Here is a 15,881-nt window from a genome sequence, read left to right as displayed (position 1 = left end):
GGCTCACGCACGGCTCCGGTTCGACGCACGGCTCTGGATCGACGCACGGCCCCGGATCGACGCACGCCATGGCGCGGGGACGACGAGCCCGGGCCAGGTGATTCAGAACAGTCCGATGGACTCCCCGGACCCGGTGACGCCCATGCGCAGGGCGGCGGGCTCCTTCGGCAGCCCCGGCATGGTCATGATCGCGCCCGTCAGCGCGACCACGAAACCGGCCCCGATCTTGGGGACCAGGTCCCGCACGTGCAGCATGTGCCCGGTGGGGGCTCCGAGCAGCGTGGGGTCGTCGGAGAAGGAGTACTGGGTCTTGGCGACGCACACCGGGAGGGTGTCCCATCCGTTGCGCTGCAGCATCCGCAGCTGGGCGGGCGCCTTGCCCTCGAGCACGACGTCGTCGGCCCCGTAGATCTCCCGGGCCAGGGTGCGCAGCGACTCCTCGATGCCGTCGGCCGGATCGTAGAGGTGGTGGAAGCCGTCGCCGCCGCCGGTGTCCATCGCCGCGAGCACCTCGTCGGCCACGGCGAGGCCGCCCTCGCCGCCCTTGGCCCACACCTCCGACAGCGCGGCCCGGAAGCCCTGCTCCCGTGCCCACGTCAGGACCGCTTCGAGCTCGGCCTCGGTGTCGGTCGGGAAGCGGTTCAGGGCGATCACGGGCTCGAGCCCGAACTTGCGGAGGTTCTCCACGTGGCGGGCGAGGTTCACGGTCCCGGCACGGACGGCGTCGATGTCCTCGTCGGCGAGATCTGCCTTGGCGACGCCGCCGTGCATCTTCAGCGCGCGCACGGTGGCGACCACCACGGCGGCGTCGGGGGAGAGGCCGCCCAGCCGCGACTTGATGTCCAGGAACTTCTCGGCGCCGAGGTCCGAACCGAATCCGGCCTCGGTCACGGTGATGTCCGAGAGCTCGAGGGCCAGGCGCGTGGCGGCGAGCGAGTTGCAGCCATGGGCGATGTTCGCGAAGGGCCCGCCGTGCACGAGAGCCGGGGTGCCGCCGAGGGTCTGGACCAGGTTCGGCAGCAGCGCGTCCTTGAGCAGCATCGTGATCGCGCCGGCCACGCCGAGGTCGGCGACGCTCACGGGGGAGCGATCGTAGGTGAAGCCGATGACGACCCGGTCGATGCGTGCCTCGAGATCCGCGAGATCAGTGGCCAGGCACAGGATCGCCATGATCTCGGACGCCACGACGATGTCGAAGCCGTCCTCGCGCGGGACGCCCTGGGTGGGCCCTCCGAGGCCCACCACGATCGAGCGCAGGGCGCGGTCGTTGACGTCCACCACGCGCTTCCATTGGATGCGCCGCGGGTCGATGCCCAGCTGGTTGCCCTGATGGATGTGGTTGTCGATGAGCGCGGCGAGGGTGTTGTTGGCGATCTGGATCGCGTGGAAATCGCCGGTGAAGTGCAGGTTGATGTCCTCCATCGGCACCACCTGTGCGTAGCCGCCGCCGGTGGCGCCGCCCTTGATGCCCATGATCGGGCCGAGCGCCGGCTCCCGCAGCGCCACCATCGTGGTCATCCCCTTGAGGGTGAAGGCATCGGCGAGGCCGACGGTGGTGGTCGACTTGCCCTCGCCCGCCGGCGTGGGCGACATGGCGGAGACCAGCACGAGCTTCGCGCTCGGGGCGTCGGTGAGGCCCTGCATCCGCCGCACGTCGACCTTGGCCTTGTAGGAGCCGTACGGGACGAGGGCCTCGGCGGGGATGCCTGCCGTCTCGGCGATCTCGGTGATGGGGAGCAGGGTCGCCGCCTGGGCGATCGCAAGGTCCGGGTTCTCGGCTGACATCGTCGTCCTCCAGGGTTCGGCTGCCGGCGGGGTCGCCGCAGACTCGTCGTCCCGGTCAGCCTATGACTCCCGTCCTCGCCATGCGTGTTCTTCCGGGATTGTCGCCTCCCGCCACCGGCGAGCGTGGCGAGCGGCCTCCCACGCGCACAGCAGCACGAGGATCACGAAGGTCAGGAGCCGCCAGGGCTGCAGCTCGTCGGCGGTCGCGGCGACGGAGGCGCCGAGGGCGAGCCAGAGCAGAGTGAGTGTGCCGTAGACGAGGGTCATCCGACGTGACTTGACCGTCGGGTCCCGCGGGAGCGAGCGCGCATACCCCTCGGGGGAGGCGAACTCCGCGACCAGCGTCCTCCCTTCATCGCGCGCATGGTCCTCGGCCTCGTGCAGCACCGTGGAGATCCTCCGATCGGACATCTCGCCTCGCTCTCGCAGCGCCGCGCGGGCTCGGTTCAGCCACTCGGTGTCCGCGATCTCTCCGGCGTCGAGGATCGTTGGGACGGTCACGGGGGCAGGAACCGTCGAGGGGCCCCGCCACAGCTTCGCGGTGATCCAGCACAGGATCCCGTATCCGGGGATGAGGAGCGCCGCCCACCAGCCGTTGGCTCGAGGCCCCGTCTGGCCCAGCGGCATGATGATGAGCGCGACGATGGTCGAGCAGATCGCGAGCGTCAGTGCGGAGAGCACTGCGGTGACGGGAAAAGGGAAGCAGCGCGAGGCGCGCTTGTACACGCAGATCAGAGTGATGATCGCGGCGGAGAGAAGGAGCGGCATGAGTGCGAGGCCGGCTGTGAGGTCGCCGACCTCACGGCCGGGCAGCAGATCGAGGAGGTTGCTCGCCATCAGCACAGCACTCAGTACCGCAGCTCCTCCGAGGGTGAATACCGCCGCGTCGCGGGGGCCCATCAGCAGGGGGTCGTCGAACGCATCGAGACCCTCGCTCTGCATCGCCTCGACCTGGTGGTGTGCCCAGTCGCGGGCCGGGCCGTAGAGGTCCTCGGGGCCTTCCCCGCTGTCCCGCACGAGCACGACGGCATCGAGCAGGGACTCCTCTGCGACGTCGATCTGCACCCCAGCGAACACCATCGTCACCAGGGCGTGCTCCGCCCAGTCGGCATCGGCGGGCTCTTGTCGTGCGGCGAGGTAGGCGGCTCGCAGGCGCTCCCTCTCCGAGCCATCCTCGTTCGTCAGCGTGCTGTCCTCAGGTGTCATTAGGACCTCCTTCTGGGGTGGGGCGCGGAGCGGCGCCTTCGATCTCCGGGACCGAGCCGATGCCCTCAGCGGACGTGCCGAGCGCGTGGCCGAGCAGGGTGAGGGAAGTCCGGTCGCGGACGAGCCGGGTTCGTCCCGCAGCGGTGAGCGTGTACTGCCGGCGCGCTGGTCCGGACGGGCCGGGGACCCACTCGGCGGTGATCGCCCCGGTGTCCTCCAGTCGCGCGAGGACCGGGTACAGGGACCCGCCCTTGGGGGTGCCGAAGCCGCGGGCGTGCAGCGCTTGGGCGATTCCGTAGCCGTGCAGGGCAGTCAGCTCGAGGCAGGCCAGGACGGCGCTGGGCAGCAGTGCGCGGATCCAGGTCGCCGGCCACTGCGGGACACCGTCCGGTCTCGGATCTAGGTCATCCATAGAGTTAAGTATGCACGATACCTAGTAACCGCGCGTGATCCGAGGGTCGTGGGGCGCATGGGTCGGGATCGGCACGCTCTCCATCCATGACAGAGACGAGTGGATGGATTCCGATCGCCCGGGAGGACCCGGAGACGGTCGGCTACCTGGAACCGATGACCGACGACTACGAGCTCGTGCAGCCACGATCGCTCCTCGGACATGCCGTGGGCGCTCAGGTCGACTACGACGCGGGTGAGCGATTGGTGGAGGTGCTCAACCTGGCCGAGCTTGCCGAGCAGTGGGTGCTGGACGCGGGAACTGCCGACGAGATCGCTGGGCTGACAGTCATCGAGCTGTCCCCGCACGAAATCCTGCTTGCCGATCACTACGCGACCAAGGGACTTGCGGCCACGGAGAAGGTGCACGTGGCCTGGCCCGACCTGCCGGAGCGGCCCAGCCGGGCGTGACCGTCAGTTATAGCGCGTCACGGCCTCGCGGATCTCGGCGGCCGTGGTGCCCACAGCCTCGCGAAAGCGCTGCAGGGAGTCTTCCCGGGTCGTCCCCCGATACTTCTCGAGCAGCCGGTGGTCGTGCCGGTCCGTGGTGAACCGAGCGGCGACCATGTTGGCGAGCCAGGGAACGGTTCCTGTGCTGGACCCGGCGGTCAGATGGTCGACGACGTCCTGGACCGTCCATGCGTCGCACATCGTGGGTGCCTGCCACTGCGCTGGCGAGAGATCGCGCAGGACGTCCTCCAGGGCGGCCCGTTCCGCATGGATCAGGGGCCAGAGGTTCTTGGTGCGCATACCGCGAAATGTAGGGTCGTGCCCGGTGCGGCGCAAGACGCGTGAGTGGGCGACCGCGACGATCCCAGCACCCCGACAGCAGACATGCGAAGACCCCCGCCACTGGCGGGGGTCTTCGTGAAGGTGGCTCCGACCGGCGTCGATCCGGTGACCTTTCGATTTTCAGTCGAACGCTCTACCAACTGAGCTACAGAGCCGTGGCCGCGAGCGGCCGAGGACAAGACTAACAGGGCTCCGGCACTGATCCCAACCGGCGAGGACCGGTGAGAGGCACACCACCTTCGGGGAGGTGCTGGAGCACCTCCTCACCTCCCCGAAAGGGGTCGCACCCTGCATCGACCTCGAGCCGTCGCTCAGGAGACCTTGATGATCGACTTCCCGAGGTTGCGGCCGCGCAGCATTCCCACGAAGGCGTCGGGCGCGCTGTCGAGGCCGTCGGTGATGTCCTCGATGTACTGCACCTGGCCGGAGGCGACCCAGCCGCCCATGTCCCGCAGGAAGTCCTCGTAGAGCGCCTCGACGAACTCGAGCTGGATGAACCCGCGCAGGGTGAGGCTCTTGGCGAGCACCGTGCCCATCAGCTGGCCGCTGCGGTCCGGGCCCTCGGGCAGGGAGGTCGAGTTGTAGTTCGCGGCGAGACCGCACACCGGCACCCTCGCGTACGTGTTCAGCTGCGGCAGCACCGCATCCCAGACGGCCCCGCCCACGTTCTCGAAGTACACGTCGATGCCGTCGGGCGTGGCGGCGGCGAGACGGCCGGGCAGGTCGGGGGCGCGATGGTCGAGGGCCTCGTCGAAACCGAACTCGCGCAGCAGATCGACCTTGCGCTCTCCGCCGGCGATGCCGACCGCTCGGGCGCCGTGGATCTTCGCGATCTGCCCCACTGCCGATCCCACGGGACCGGTCGCGGCCGCGACGGCGACGGTGTCCCCGGCCCTCGGCTCACCGATCGCGAGCAGACCCGCGTAGGCGGTGAAGCCGGGCATGCCGAGGACGCCGAGCGCGGTGGTGACGGGGGCGGTCTCCGGATCGAGCTTGCGCAGATGACCGGTCGTCTCGACGCTGTACTCCTGCCAGCCGCCGTAGGACAGGACGGTGTCGCCGGGGGAGAAGCCTTCTGCCGCGGACTCGACGACCTCGGAGACCGTGGCCCCCACGACCACATCACCGATCTCCATCGGAGCGGCATACGACTTGGCGGCGCTCATGCGACCGCGCACGTAGGGATCCAGGGAGAGGTAGCGGGTGCGCAGCAGGACCTGGCCCGCGTCGGGGGAGCCGATCTCGACGGCGTCGTGCTGGAAGTCTTCGGCGGTGGGCTCGCCGTGCGGGCGGGCGGCGAGGCGGATGCGGTGGTTCAGCGGCGTGGTGCTCATGGCTCGAGCGTAGGGCGGTGGCCGGGGACGTGGTCGGGCGAGGCCTTGTGAGGGGTCCGACAGCGTGTGCGGGAATCCGCCGTCGGGCACACGAGGGCCGTTCGGCGTGACACGAGTCCCATCCATCGACGACCGACGACCGACGACCGACGACCGACAGCGGTCGACGACCAACGACGGCCGATGCCGGTCGCACGGGTGGATGGGGAGCCCGCCGGCCGGCGGAGTGCGCCGGGAAATGCAGGAAGCCCCGGAACGATGTTCCGGGGCTTCCTGCGAGGGCGACCCTGACCAGACTTGAACTGGCGACCTCCGCCGTGACAGGGCGGCGCTCTAACCAACTGAGCTACAGGGCCTCACGTGATCTCTGCACTTGCGCGCTTCGACCTGACCAACTCTACCGGACGTTCTCGGGGCTCCCAGCCACTTTCACTGTGAGCCGCCTCGCACTCCGGTCTCATGCGGCTGACCAGGACATCGATCAAACCGTACGAGTACCCCCAACGGGATTCGAACCCGTGTCGCCGGCGTGAAAGGCCGGTGTCCTAGGCCACTGGACGATGGGGGCCCGGGCAACGAAGTACCCGACGCAGAGCATACCCATCGAAGGTGCTGTGCGTCTGCGGGAATCCCGTCGATGCGGCATACGCGACACGAATCGTCGGCCGCTGGATGTCCGGGTGCGGCGACGGGCGGCTCCCGGGCCGGCCGACGGCGTGGTTCGATGGGCCCATGATCCGGATCAGCCGAGAAGAGTTCGAGGAAGCGGTCGACGACGCGCTCGACTCGTTGCCCGAGGAGATCGCCCGGTCGATCGCGGAGGCGAACGTCGCGATCCTCATCGAGGAGGAGCCGCAGTTCGAGCATGCGGACGGCACCGAGCTGCTGGGCCTGTACGAGGGGATCCCGCTGGACAAGCGCTCCGTGTTCGACGGCTACGCCCAGCCCGACCGCATCTTCGTGTTCCGAGGACCGCTGCAGCGCGTGGCCGCCTCCCGCGAGCACCTCGTCGAACAGATCGCCGTCACGGTGCTGCACGAGCTCGGACACCTCTTCGGCCTCAGCGACAAGCGGCTCCACGAGCTCGGCTGGGGCTGAGCGCCGCGTTCACCATGGTGGCCTCCGCAGCGCTCATCATGGCGGCCACCGCGGCCCGCACGACCGCGCTCAGGCGTCGAGGTCGCTGAGCCCGGCCTCGTGGGCGATGATCGCGATCTGGACCCGGTTCGTGCAGTCCAGCTTGGCGAAGATCTTCGAGACGTGCGCCTTCACGGTCGCCTCGCTCATGAACAGCCGCATCCCGATCTGGGCGTTGGACAGCCCGGCCCCGACGGCGCCGAGCACCTCGGTCTCCCGTTCGGTGAGCTGCTCGATCCCGGGGTGACGGTCCTGGCGGGTGCCGGGGTTCGAGTCGGAGAAGTGGGAGAGCATGCGCCGGGTGATGGTGGGCGAGAGCATCGCATCGCCTCCGGCGACCACGTGCACGGCCCGGGCGAGGTCCTGCGGCGGGGTGTCCTTGAGCAGGAAGCCGCTGGCCCCGGCCTCGAGCGCCTGGAACACGTACTCGTCCATGTCGAACGTGGTGAGCATGATGATCTTGGGCGGGTTCGGCAGCGCGGAGACCGCCTTGGTCGCGGCGATGCCGTCGAGCCCCGGCATCCGCACGTCCATCAGCAGCACGTCGGGGCGGTGCTTCTGCACGAGAGTCACCGCCTCGGTGCCGTCGCCGCCCTGACCCACGACCTCGATCGCCGGGTCGGCGCCCAGGATCATCGCCAGCCCGGCTCGTACCAGGGAATCATCATCGACCAGTCCCACACGGGTCACGTCGTCATCGGCCATGGGATCACCGCCCTCACTTCGAAGCGTCCTTCATCGGTGGGGCCCGACGTGATCGTGCCGCCGGCGTGCGTCACACGGGTCTCGATCCCGGACAGACCCATGCGGGCCCCCGGCAGATCCGTCGTGAACCCCTTGGGAAGTACATTACTGACCTCGATCACGAGGTCGGTGCCCGGCTCACCGATCAGCGCCACCCGGGCCTTGGTGTGCAGGGCGTGCTTGTGGATGTTCGTCAGCCCTTCCTGCACCACGCGGAAGGCGGTGCGTGCGAGCTGGTCGGGCACCTGGTCGTCGATGAAGTCGAACAGGTCCACGGAGATGCCGGCCTCCTGCGAGGTGGCGACCAGGCGGCGCACGTCGTCCCAGGTGGGCTGGGGTGCCAGCGGGGCCTCCTCGCCGTCGCCGCGCAGCACGCCCAGCACCTCGCGCAGCTCGGAGAGCGCGGTGGTGGCGGTCTGCCGGATCAGCGCCGCGGACTGCTGGACCTGCTCGCGCTCGAGGTTCGGGTTCACCTCGAGGGCGCCCGCCTGGAGGGCGACCAGGGAGATCTTGTGGGCGACGATGTCGTGCATCTCGCGGGCGATGCGGGTGCGCTCCGCGCGTCGGGCCTGCTCCTGGGCGACCGCCTGGCCGGACTCCGCCTGCTCGGCGCGCTTCTTCAGCTGCGCGAGCAGCATCCGACGGGTCGAGACGTACATGCCCAGTGACGCCGAGGCCGCCACGATCAGCGCAGTGACCACGATGCCGGTGATCCCGACGATCCCGAAGCCGATCCCGCTCATGCTCAGCTCCGGCACGATGCCGGCCACGACGGCGAGCAGGGCGACCAGCAGGGTGCGCGCGCGCCGGCTGCTGCGCGTCGCGTAGGCGAACGGGACGACGACCAGCACCACCAGCGACCACGCGACGGCGTTGAGCGCGAGCACGAGGGGGAGCAGCCACGGCCAGTGGCGGTGGCGCAGGAGGAGGGCCGCGCCGAGGCCGACGATGAGCACGGCGCGCAGCAGATCCCAGCCCGAGGCGGCGAGGATCGCCGACAGCACGGCCTCGGCCAGGATCAGGACGCTGAGCGTCACGTCCTGCCAGGTCCGGCGCACGGGCGCTCCCAGTTCTTCCACTCCGTCACTGTATCGGCGCGAGCGGGCGTCCGGTCCTGCGGCCGGCTCGTCGGCCCGGGTTCCAGCCGGAGGTCGGCCCCGCGGAGGACCCGCCCCCGACGCAGGTCGGGGGTCGCGCCCCCGTCGGCCCGCCTGCGGCCGACGATCGTCGCGCCCGCGCTGGCCCCCGGTCGCTGTCCGTGCGGGGTATCGGCGACGGATCGTAGGGACATGACCTCACAGACCAGCCCCGCCGCCCGCGGCACCTCCGCCGCCCGCGGCACGTCCGCCGCCATCGAGGTGCAGGGCGTGACCAAGTTCTACGGCGACCGCGCCGTGGTCGACAACTTGAGCTTCACCTGCCGGCCCGGCAGCGTCACCGGCTTCCTCGGCCCCAACGGCGCCGGGAAGTCCACGACGCTGCGCGTGCTGACCGGCCTCGCCCGGGCCGACGCCGGCCGGGCGCTCGTGGGCGGTGTCGACTACCGCAGCCTCGATCACCCCGCCCGCACCATCGGCGTGATGCTCGACGCGGGCGCGCTCCACCGCGGCCGGACCGGTCTGGAGACCCTGCGCCTGGCGGCGCGCGCCATCGGCATGCCCGCCTCCCGGGCCGACGAGGTCCTCGAGACCGTCGGTCTGGGGCACGCCGGTGCGAAGCGGGTGGGCGGCTACTCCTATGGCATGCGCCAGCGGCTCGGCATCGGCGTGGCACTGATCGGGGACCCGGCCGTGCTGGTGCTCGACGAGCCCGCGAACGGCCTGGACCCCGAGGGGATCCGGTGGATGCGACGCCTGCTGCGCTCCTTCGCCGACGCCGGCGGCACAGTGCTGCTGTCCAGCCATCAGCTGCGCGAGGTGCAGGCCACCGTGGACCAGCTGGTCGTGATCGCCGGCGGCCGCCTGGTGCGCGAAGGCACGCTCGACGAGCTGACCAGCGAGGGCGGCACCCGGGTGGGCGCCCTGGATCCCCAGGCCCTGCGCACCGCCCTCGACACCCACGGCATCGCCTACGAGCGCCGCTCCGGGGACGAGCTCGAGGTGAGCTTGGCACCGGAGGACATGGGACGCCTCGCCCTGCGCGAGCAGATCGTCCTCACCACGTTGGGCGCCACCGATCACGGCGGGCTCGAGGAGGTCTTCTTCGCGCTGACCGGCCAGACGGAACCCGATGAGGAGTCCGGTGCGCCGACCGGGCAGTCCCAGCCCGCCGTGGTCGGCGGGCCCTGACCTCGTCGACGCCGACCGATCACTCACGGCACGACCACGCACCACGCACCACGCGAACCAGCATCGCTCGCCACGCACCACGCGAACCAGCACCCCTCGCCCTCTCCGGCACCCCACCTCTTCGAGGAGACCTCCCATGAGACCCGCACTCGACCTCCGCGCCCATCTCGACACCCGCGGCACCGCGATCCTGATGACGATCTCGCTGATCCTCATCGTCGGCTTCGCAGCCCTCGCCGGGCTCCTGCAGCCGCTGTTCCTTCCCGACTCCACATCCGAGATGGCGCTGACCCTCTATGTCCTCAGCCTTCCGCTGTCGCTGATCATCCCCGTGATCGCCGTGCTGATCACCGCAGGGGAATGGTCCGACGGCTCGATCCAGCTCACCTTCCTGCAGCGCCCCGGGCGCCTCGGGGTGCTGGCCTCCAAGGTGATCGCGGCGATCGTCGTGGTCGTCGTGCTCCTGGCGATCTCCGTCGCCATGGCGGCGCTGACCACCTGGATCGGCGGCGAGCTGATCGGGGATGGTGCTGTCTTCTCCGGGATGGGTGATGCGCTCGCCTCCCTGCTCGCCACGCTCGGGGCCACGCTGCTGTTCTCCCTCGCCGTGGGCATCGCCCTGCAGTCCACCGTGCTCGGCCTGGTCGCCGCGATCGGCATCCCGTTCGTGGTCGGCACCGCCACCGCGATCGCCATGCTCACCGGGTCCGAGACGATCATGGACATCGTGCGGGCGGTCGACCTCCAGACGGCTGCCATGGCACTCGGCACCGGGGACGCCACCGCCTTCGAGCTGCTGCCCCTCGCCCTGCTCGTGGTCCTGCCCGCCGCCTACGGCGCGTGGCGCTGGAACAGCCGCGAGGTGTCCTGACCCGTCCTGCCCCGTCCTGGCCTGCCCCGAACCGACTTGCCCCGTCCTGACCCGACCCGGACCGTCCTGCCCCGGTTCGCCGGGGGCTCGCGGAACCTGCCATCCGCGGGGCCTAGGATGGCCGGGCCGTCGCGCGCCCGGCGCGCCCGCACCATCCCGCTCCGCCCCAGGACAAGGAAACCTTGTATGACACTCGCCGCCCAGCCGCGACGGCCCTTCGCCCGACTCACAGCGGCACTCGCCGTGACGGTCCTGCTGCTCAGCGGCTGCAGCCAGCTCGGCGGCGGGCCGGAGGGCGGCGCCGATGGCGGGGCCGGCGACGGCGGGTCCAGCGATGGCGGAAACCCGGCCCAGCCGGCTCCGGACAGCGAGGAGGGCCTCCCGCTGGAGGAGCTCGGCACGTCGGCCGCGCAGGATCTGCCCACCGACCCGTCGACCGATCCGGAGTACGCCCGGTACTACGAGCAGGACATCGAGTGGGGCGCGTGCGAGGGCGTCGTCGCCGACGGCCTCGAGTGCGGGACCCTCACCGTCCCGCTCGCCTGGAACGATCCGAGCGGCACGGACATCGACCTCGCGGTGGCACGCATACCCGGCTCCGAGCAGGACGCCGGATCGCTCGTGTTCAACCCGGGTGGCCCCGGCGTCTCCGGCGTGAACTACATGGAATCCGCGCCGTACATGGTCTCCCCGGCGGTGCTCAGCGACTACGACCTGGTGACCTTCGACCCGCGGGGCGTGGGCCGCTCCGAGGGAGTCGAGTGCCTGACCGATCAGGAGACCGATGAGTACCGCGCGGTGAAGGGCCAGCCGATCTCCGCCGAGTCCACCCAGGAGTACGAGAAATGGGGTGCGCGGATCGCCGAATCCTGCGAGGAGCACTCCGGGAAGGTCCTGCCCTACCTCGACACCTACTCCTCCGCACGCGACATGGACGTGCTGCGCTCGGCCCTGAACAGTGACCAGCTCGACTACCTCGGGTACTCCTACGGCACCTACCTCGGATCGAGCTACGCCGATCTGTACCCCGACCGCGTCGGGCACTTCGTGCTGGACGGGGCGATCGATCCCACGCTCACGATGGACGAGTTCGTCGCCGGGCAGGCGGAGGGCTTCGAGAAGGCGGCCGACGTCTTCATCCAGGACTGCCTGGACACGGCCGAGTCGTGCCCTCTCAAGGGCGACGTCGCCGAGGCGAAGAAGCAGCTGAACGCGTTCTTCGCGGCAGCCGACGAGTCACCCGTGGACAGCGGGGACCCCGATCGGCCCCTCACCGGCTCCCTCGCCCGCTCCGCCGTGCTGACGCTGATGTACAGCGACGAGCTGTGGCCCACGGGCCGACAGGCGCTGAGCGCGGCGATGAACGGTGACGGCAGCCAGCTGCTGGAGATGGACGACCGCTCCGCCGAGCGCCAGCTGGACGGTTCGTACCGCACCAGCGCCGCGTTCTCGATGACCGCCGTGAACTGCCTGGACCATCCCCGCGTCGCCGACGCGGAGTGGGAGAAGCAGGAGGCAGCGCGCATCGCGGAGCAGTTCCCCACCTTCGGGTCGAACATCGCCAAGGATGACTGCGCCCAGTGGCCGCAGGCCCCGGTGCGCGAGCCGGCGGAGATCTCCGCCGACGGTGCGGCGCCCATCGTGGTGATCGGGACGACCGGTGACCCGGCCACCCCGTACGCCTGGTCGACGGCCCTGGCCGAGCAGCTGGACAGCGGCGTGCACCTGACCTGGGACGGCAACGGGCACACCGCGTACGGGCGCTCCGGTGGCTGCATCGAGGAGCAGGTCGACGCCTACCTCCTGGACGACACCGTGCCGGAGAACGGTTTCAGCTGCTGAGCGCAGAGTCTGCCGGGCGCTGAGTCCGCCGAGCGCAGAGTCCGCCGGGCGCACGGTCCGCCAGGCGCGGCGTCCGCCGGGCGCGGCGTCCGCCGGGGGCCGTAGCCGCTCGGCGGACCGCGGTCAGCTGATGACCATGTCGAACACGTGGATCGACGAGTTGCCCGGCAGCACCACGACGTCGACCGTCTTGGAGCTGTCGATCTCGACGGCGGTCGCGAAGACGCTGTAGGTGCCGTTCTCGTTACCGTAGCCCTCGGGGGTGTTGCGCCCCTTCGTCGCCGCGACGACCTCCGCGTCGAGGTTCGCCCCGACTCCCGTCCAGTTCGGGACCCCGAGGGTGCCCTCGTCACCGGTGCCGTCGGTGTAGTAGACGGTCACTGTCCCGGTCGCGTTCAACCCCGAGCCGGAGACGAGGAAGCCGATCTGGCTCCCGGTATCGTCGACCTCGATCGCCTGACCGCTGGCGGTGACGTTGTCCGCCTCACCGGCGGCGACATCGGGCCAGGTGAACTCGGTCCCTGCCCCCTCGAGGGTCGCTCCCGGGGTGACCTCGACCGCCTCGAGGGCCTCGGCCGAGAACGAGTTGCCGTCGCCGTCGAAGTCACCCTGGGCCACCGACGCGAGCGTGGTGATGCCGACGTTGTTGCGCGCCGCGGCGATCGAGTCGACGGGCTCGCCGGAGGTCAGCACGCGCTCCTGGGTCGCGGTGCCGATGCCGTCACCGCCGTTGTAGGTGATGGTCGCGGTGAAGGGGTACATGCGGAACCCGTCGCGCAGGGTGGGAACGCGCACGTCGAAGACGGCGTGTGCGCGCTCGCCGGCGTCGATCCGTCGGATGTCGATCGTCTGCGGGCCGACGGTCCATCCGGCCGGACCCCGCAGCGAGACGTTCACGCGCGTCATCGGCGCCCGGGAGGCGTTGGCGACGGTGACGGTGACCGTCTGGACGGTGTCCTCCTGGGTGAGGTCGACCGGGGAGATCTGGACCGTGGTCTGCGAGGGCGCGGACGCTGCCAGGGCGTTCCCGGCCATGGCGAGGGAGACGAGCAGTGCGAGGGCGAGGACCACCGCGGCGCGGCCGGCACCCCGCAGCTGCTGTGCCCGAGCGGCGGGAACGACGGGAGCGGTGGGGAGTTCGGGGGAGTTCACGGCATCTCCTTCTCGTGGGAATCCATACCTTGACGGACCTCGGACCAGCGTCCACGGGTGAAGTCGGGCATCTCGAGCACGGCCCCGCCCTGGTTGATGGACTCCTCGCTGAGGGGCACCGGAGCGCACCAGGTCGCGGAGTCGTAGACGTCGATGTCCGGGACGAGGCCGAGCCGGATGCACTGCACGAAGCGCCACTGCAGCAGGTAGTCGATGCCGCCGTGGCCGCCGCTCTGCTCGGCGTCGTCGCCGACGGTGCGCCACAGCCAGTGGTCGAACTCCTCGCGGTAGCTGTCGAACGGGCGCCAGGCGTCGTCGCCGTGATCGGGTTCGGTGTAGATCCGGGCCCCGGACTCCCCGACTGGGACGTAGTCCTCGAACACGCCGCGAGTGCCGGCGATCGAGTTGATCCGGCTGTACGGCCGGGGAGAGGAGACGTCGTGTTCGGTGCGGATCACACGACCCAGCTCGGTGTCGTGCAGGCAGGTGATGAGGTCGCCTTTGATGTAGGTGTCCTCCCACGAGGGGTGATCCGCTGGCATGAACCTCTCGCGGTAGTCGGCCAGGGCCCGGGGTGCGGTGGCGGTGGCGCGGATGGTGGTGATGCGATCCCCGCGGTTGATGTCCATCGCGTTGGCGACCGGGCCCAGCCCGTGCATCGCGTAGAAGGAACGGTTATGGGTGGTGTGCCACGTGCGACGCCAGTGGTCGGTGTAGTAGTTCTCGTCGAACATCAGGGCGCGCAGGTCGTGCAGGTAGGCGCCGTGCCCGTTGGTCAGGTCGCCGAACAGCCCGGCATGGGCGGCGCGCATCATCGCCAGCTCGTTGCGGCCGTAGCAGGTGTTCTCCGAGAGGGAGAGGTGCCTGCCGGTCTTCTCGCTGGTGGCTACCAGGTCCCACAGCTCGTCGACCTCGCAGGCCACCGGGAGCTCGACCACGACGTTCGCGCCGGCCTCGAGGGAGGCCTTGCCGTGGGCATAGTGGAATTCCCAGGGCGTCGCGATGTACACCAGGTCCAGCTCGACGGCATCGAGCATCTCCTGGAAGGAGGTGTCGGCGCCGCCGAACTCGCGGGGACGGGGATGGCCCTCCTTCTCGAGAGCGTCGGCGGTGCGGGTGGCGCGGTCGGCGCGGATGTCGCACACGGCATCGAGGGAGGTGCCGGGTACGGCGGCCCATCCGGCGGCCATGGAACTGCCGCGGGCGCCGAGGCCGATCAGGCCGATGCGCACGGTGTCACGCTGCTCGTAGGGGACGTCGATCATGGAGGCCTTGCCGGGGATGGGGGCCTTGGTCGGCTTCTTGACGGGGAGCGGCGCGGCTCCGGCCGATGAGGCACCGAGGGCCCCGACAGCGCCGACGCCGGAGAGACCGGCGCCGGTGAGGAGGGTGCGTCGTGACGGGAAGGGGGACTGGGGCATGCAGGATCACCTCGTGGTGGTCGGATCCGCTTCGCATCGACAGTGGCGCGAGGGAACTCCGGGTCTGGACGACTTCCGACCCGGAGTGTGACGACCCTCTCATCGGGTGCGCGCCGTGTCAAAGGATTCACAGAAGACGAAGCGGGATTGCTGGCGGGCGCGGCGTCGGCGCGGGTGCCTCATCCCCGGAGGGGGGCGCCCTGGGTGACGTGACGGGGATCGCGCCATGCGGCTTTGCGCCCGGCCATATGTGTCCCGTAAGGTGGACTGGTCGGTCGCGTGACCGGCGGAAACGCCGCCTTAGCTCAGTCGGTAGAGCGATTCACTCGTAATGAATAGGTCGCCGGTTCGATTCCGGCAGGCGGCTCGGCAGGTCAGGCCCGGTTCTCCATTGCGGAGGCCGGGCCTGATTCATGCCTGAGATGCCCATTAGGTTGCCCATCTGGCGGATGACCACGAGCGGATGCCCAAATGGCACACCCCGAGCGCACACTGTCCCCATGGACCTGATCCGAACCTCCGCCGGCTGGGTCTACCCCGACCCGGCACCCTGCGACTGCGGCACCATGGCGGCGCGGCGGGGCTGGGAGTTCTGCAGGTGCGCGTCCGCGTCCGGTGGCGGGCACCCGTCCTGGCGGTGCAAAGCCTGTGGCGAGACGCGGACGCTCGGCTGCTCGGGAGCGATCGCCGTGCCGAACGAATACGGCGGGCGCGGTTAGGGCGACGGTCCCCGCGGTAGCGGGCCTGCTGGGCGCCGCCGATGGCTAGGCTCAAATCCCTAGTGTCAATCAACAAGTGGAGGTAGTAATGCGTGGTGGCAGTAGCAGCGATCAGGAACTTCGGGCGTCCGATCTGAACC

Annotated in this window: 14 protein-coding genes and 4 tRNA genes; 6 read left to right on the top strand and 12 right to left on the bottom strand. The window is 70.2% G+C overall.

Annotation, left to right across the window (positions count from 1 at the left end; translation table 11 throughout):
• Positions 1 to 102: 102 nt before the first annotated feature.
• Genes ACT3T5_RS05415 through ACT3T5_RS05405 form a run of 3 tightly spaced genes read right to left on the bottom strand, consistent with a single transcriptional unit; the run spans position 103 to position 3,403 of the window.
• Positions 103 to 1,785 (bottom strand): formate--tetrahydrofolate ligase, encoded by a 1,683-nt coding sequence (locus ACT3T5_RS05415; protein WP_444593794.1) that lies wholly within the window; start codon positions 1,783 to 1,785, stop codon positions 103 to 105.
• Positions 1,786 to 1,845: 60 nt separating this feature from the next.
• A complete protein-coding gene (locus tag ACT3T5_RS05410; protein WP_444578270.1) occupies positions 1,846 to 2,991 on the bottom strand; it encodes a hypothetical protein in 1,146 nt (381 codons plus the stop codon).
• Positions 2,981 to 3,403 carry a PadR family transcriptional regulator gene (locus ACT3T5_RS05405; RefSeq protein WP_444593793.1) on the bottom strand — a complete coding sequence of 141 codons (423 nt, stop codon included), beginning with the start codon at positions 3,401 to 3,403 and terminating at the stop codon, positions 2,981 to 2,983. The genes ACT3T5_RS05410 and ACT3T5_RS05405 overlap by 11 nt, the downstream gene beginning before the upstream one ends.
• An 86-nt stretch (positions 3,404 to 3,489) precedes the next feature.
• On the opposite strand from ACT3T5_RS05405, the gene ACT3T5_RS05400 reads away from it, so the two are divergent.
• Positions 3,490 to 3,852 carry a hypothetical protein gene (locus ACT3T5_RS05400; protein ID WP_444578272.1) on the top strand — a complete coding sequence of 121 codons (363 nt, stop codon included), beginning with the start codon at positions 3,490 to 3,492 and terminating at the stop codon, positions 3,850 to 3,852.
• A gap of 3 nt (positions 3,853 to 3,855) precedes the next feature.
• Here ACT3T5_RS05400 and ACT3T5_RS05395 read toward each other — a convergent pair whose 3' ends face one another.
• The 5 genes from ACT3T5_RS05395 to ACT3T5_RS05375 form a co-directional block, all read right to left on the bottom strand.
• Positions 3,856 to 4,191, bottom strand: a complete 336-nt coding sequence (locus tag ACT3T5_RS05395) for a maleylpyruvate isomerase family mycothiol-dependent enzyme (RefSeq protein WP_444578273.1) — start codon at positions 4,189 to 4,191, stop codon at positions 3,856 to 3,858.
• A 124-nt stretch (positions 4,192 to 4,315) separates the two neighbouring features.
• Positions 4,316 to 4,388 (bottom strand) — tRNA-Phe (locus ACT3T5_RS05390).
• Between the two features lie 156 nt (positions 4,389 to 4,544).
• Complete coding sequence (locus ACT3T5_RS05385) at positions 4,545 to 5,567, bottom strand: NADP-dependent oxidoreductase (RefSeq protein ID WP_444578274.1); 1,023 nt, start codon at positions 5,565 to 5,567, stop codon at positions 4,545 to 4,547.
• Between the two features lie 282 nt (positions 5,568 to 5,849).
• Positions 5,850 to 5,923: transfer RNA gene (locus ACT3T5_RS05380), tRNA-Asp, on the bottom strand.
• A gap of 139 nt (positions 5,924 to 6,062) precedes the next feature.
• Positions 6,063 to 6,135 (bottom strand) — tRNA-Glu (locus ACT3T5_RS05375).
• 164 nt (positions 6,136 to 6,299) lie between these two features.
• Here ACT3T5_RS05375 and ACT3T5_RS05370 point away from each other — a divergent pair.
• Entirely contained in the window at positions 6,300 to 6,665 is a 366-nt protein-coding gene (locus ACT3T5_RS05370; protein WP_444578281.1) for a metallopeptidase family protein, read from the top strand.
• A gap of 69 nt (positions 6,666 to 6,734) precedes the next feature.
• Here ACT3T5_RS05370 and ACT3T5_RS05365 read toward each other — a convergent pair whose 3' ends face one another.
• Together ACT3T5_RS05365 and ACT3T5_RS05360 are read right to left on the bottom strand one after the other, a co-directional pair.
• A complete protein-coding gene (locus ACT3T5_RS05365; protein WP_444578282.1) occupies positions 6,735 to 7,409 on the bottom strand; it encodes a response regulator in 675 nt (224 codons plus the stop codon).
• The gene (locus ACT3T5_RS05360; RefSeq protein WP_444578283.1) at positions 7,391 to 8,527 is read right to left on the bottom strand and encodes a sensor histidine kinase; all 1,137 of its coding nucleotides are present in this window, start codon (positions 8,525 to 8,527) and stop codon (positions 7,391 to 7,393) included. Before ACT3T5_RS05360 ends, ACT3T5_RS05365 begins: the two co-directional genes overlap by 19 nt.
• Before the next feature lie 210 nt (positions 8,528 to 8,737).
• On the opposite strand from ACT3T5_RS05360, the gene ACT3T5_RS05355 reads away from it, so the two are divergent.
• From ACT3T5_RS05355 to ACT3T5_RS05345, 3 genes are all read left to right on the top strand, one after another.
• Entirely contained in the window at positions 8,738 to 9,736 is a 999-nt protein-coding gene (locus ACT3T5_RS05355; RefSeq protein ID WP_444593792.1) for an ABC transporter ATP-binding protein, read from the top strand.
• A gap of 136 nt (positions 9,737 to 9,872) precedes the next feature.
• Positions 9,873 to 10,607, top strand: a complete 735-nt coding sequence (locus ACT3T5_RS05350; protein ID WP_444578285.1) for an ABC transporter permease — start codon at positions 9,873 to 9,875, stop codon at positions 10,605 to 10,607.
• A 186-nt stretch (positions 10,608 to 10,793) separates the two neighbouring features.
• The gene (locus tag ACT3T5_RS05345; RefSeq protein ID WP_444593791.1) at positions 10,794 to 12,449 is read left to right on the top strand and encodes an alpha/beta hydrolase; all 1,656 of its coding nucleotides are present in this window, start codon (positions 10,794 to 10,796) and stop codon (positions 12,447 to 12,449) included.
• A gap of 123 nt (positions 12,450 to 12,572) precedes the next feature.
• Here the strand turns inward: ACT3T5_RS05345 and ACT3T5_RS05340 are convergent, their stop codons facing one another.
• Together ACT3T5_RS05340 and ACT3T5_RS05335 are read right to left on the bottom strand one after the other, a co-directional pair.
• Entirely contained in the window at positions 12,573 to 13,601 is a 1,029-nt protein-coding gene (locus ACT3T5_RS05340) for an NEW3 domain-containing protein (RefSeq protein ID WP_444593790.1), read from the bottom strand.
• Complete coding sequence (locus ACT3T5_RS05335) at positions 13,598 to 15,022, bottom strand: Gfo/Idh/MocA family protein (protein ID WP_444593789.1); 1,425 nt, start codon at positions 15,020 to 15,022, stop codon at positions 13,598 to 13,600. The genes ACT3T5_RS05340 and ACT3T5_RS05335 overlap by 4 nt, the downstream gene beginning before the upstream one ends.
• A 294-nt stretch (positions 15,023 to 15,316) precedes the next feature.
• Here ACT3T5_RS05335 and ACT3T5_RS05330 point away from each other — a divergent pair.
• A tRNA-Thr gene (locus tag ACT3T5_RS05330) sits at positions 15,317 to 15,389 on the top strand.
• Positions 15,390 to 15,881 lie beyond the last annotated feature (492 nt).

Source organism: Brachybacterium sp. AOP3-A1-3 (assembly GCF_052378285.1).
In the GTDB taxonomy this organism is placed as follows: Bacteria; Actinomycetota; Actinomycetes; order Actinomycetales; family Dermabacteraceae; genus Brachybacterium.
The sequence above is the reverse complement of the archived record's forward strand: the minus strand, read 5'-3'. Positions and strand labels throughout refer to the sequence as shown.